Source organism: Jiangella endophytica (assembly GCF_003427025.1).
GTDB classification, from domain to species: Bacteria; Actinomycetota; Actinomycetes; order Jiangellales; family Jiangellaceae; genus Jiangella; species Jiangella endophytica.
The window spans coordinates 1-666 of the sequence record NZ_QVAI01000064.1 but is presented as its reverse complement, the minus strand read 5'-3'; the positions used below and the strand labels follow the sequence as shown (position 1 = coordinate 666).

The 666-nt window shown below is 67.4% G+C and carries 1 protein-coding gene; it reads right to left on the bottom strand.

Going from position 1 to position 666, the window contains the following annotated elements:
- Positions 1–111: 111 nt before the first annotated feature.
- On the bottom strand, positions 112–666 hold a 555-nt coding region (locus DZA62_RS35270), incomplete at its 5' end, for a carbohydrate ABC transporter permease (protein ID WP_157988119.1).

Here is a 666-nt window from a genome sequence, read left to right as displayed (position 1 = left end):
CCATCTGTTCCTGCGTCTTGAACGTGTTGACGACGATGTAGTAAAGCGGTGTCGCGACCAGACACGCGAGGCCGAGGATCACCACACTGAGCAGGGGACGCCGGCGCCGGGTCACAGCACCCTCCTCTCGATCCGCCGCGAGAGCAGCAGCTGACCCACCGCGAGGGCGGCGACGGCGATCGTGAAGACCACGGCCAGCGCCGACGCGACGGCGTACCGGCCCTGGCCAACGCCCATCGTGATGATCGACTGCGTGATCGTGTACGTCTCGAACCCGGGTCCGCCGCCGGTGAGCGTGTACGGCAGGTCGAACACCTTGAGCCCGCCGGTCATCAGCAGGAACTGGCTGATCACCATGGCAGGCGTGAGCAGCGGCAGCGTGATGTGCAGGAACTGTTTCCAGCTGCCCGCGCCGTCGATGGTGGCGACCTCGTAGTACTCCGACGGGATCGACTGCAGATAGGCCAGATAGAGCACCGCGTGCCAGCCGACGCCGCCCCAGACGCCCACCACGATCACCGACACCTTGGCCAGCGTCGCGTCGGACAGCCACGGCACCGGGCCCACGCCGAGCGTCGCGTCCAGCACGGAGTTGAGCACCCCCGACCCGAGCGGCGACAGGATGTATGCCCACACCAGTCCGAGGACCGCCATGCTCGGGATCGC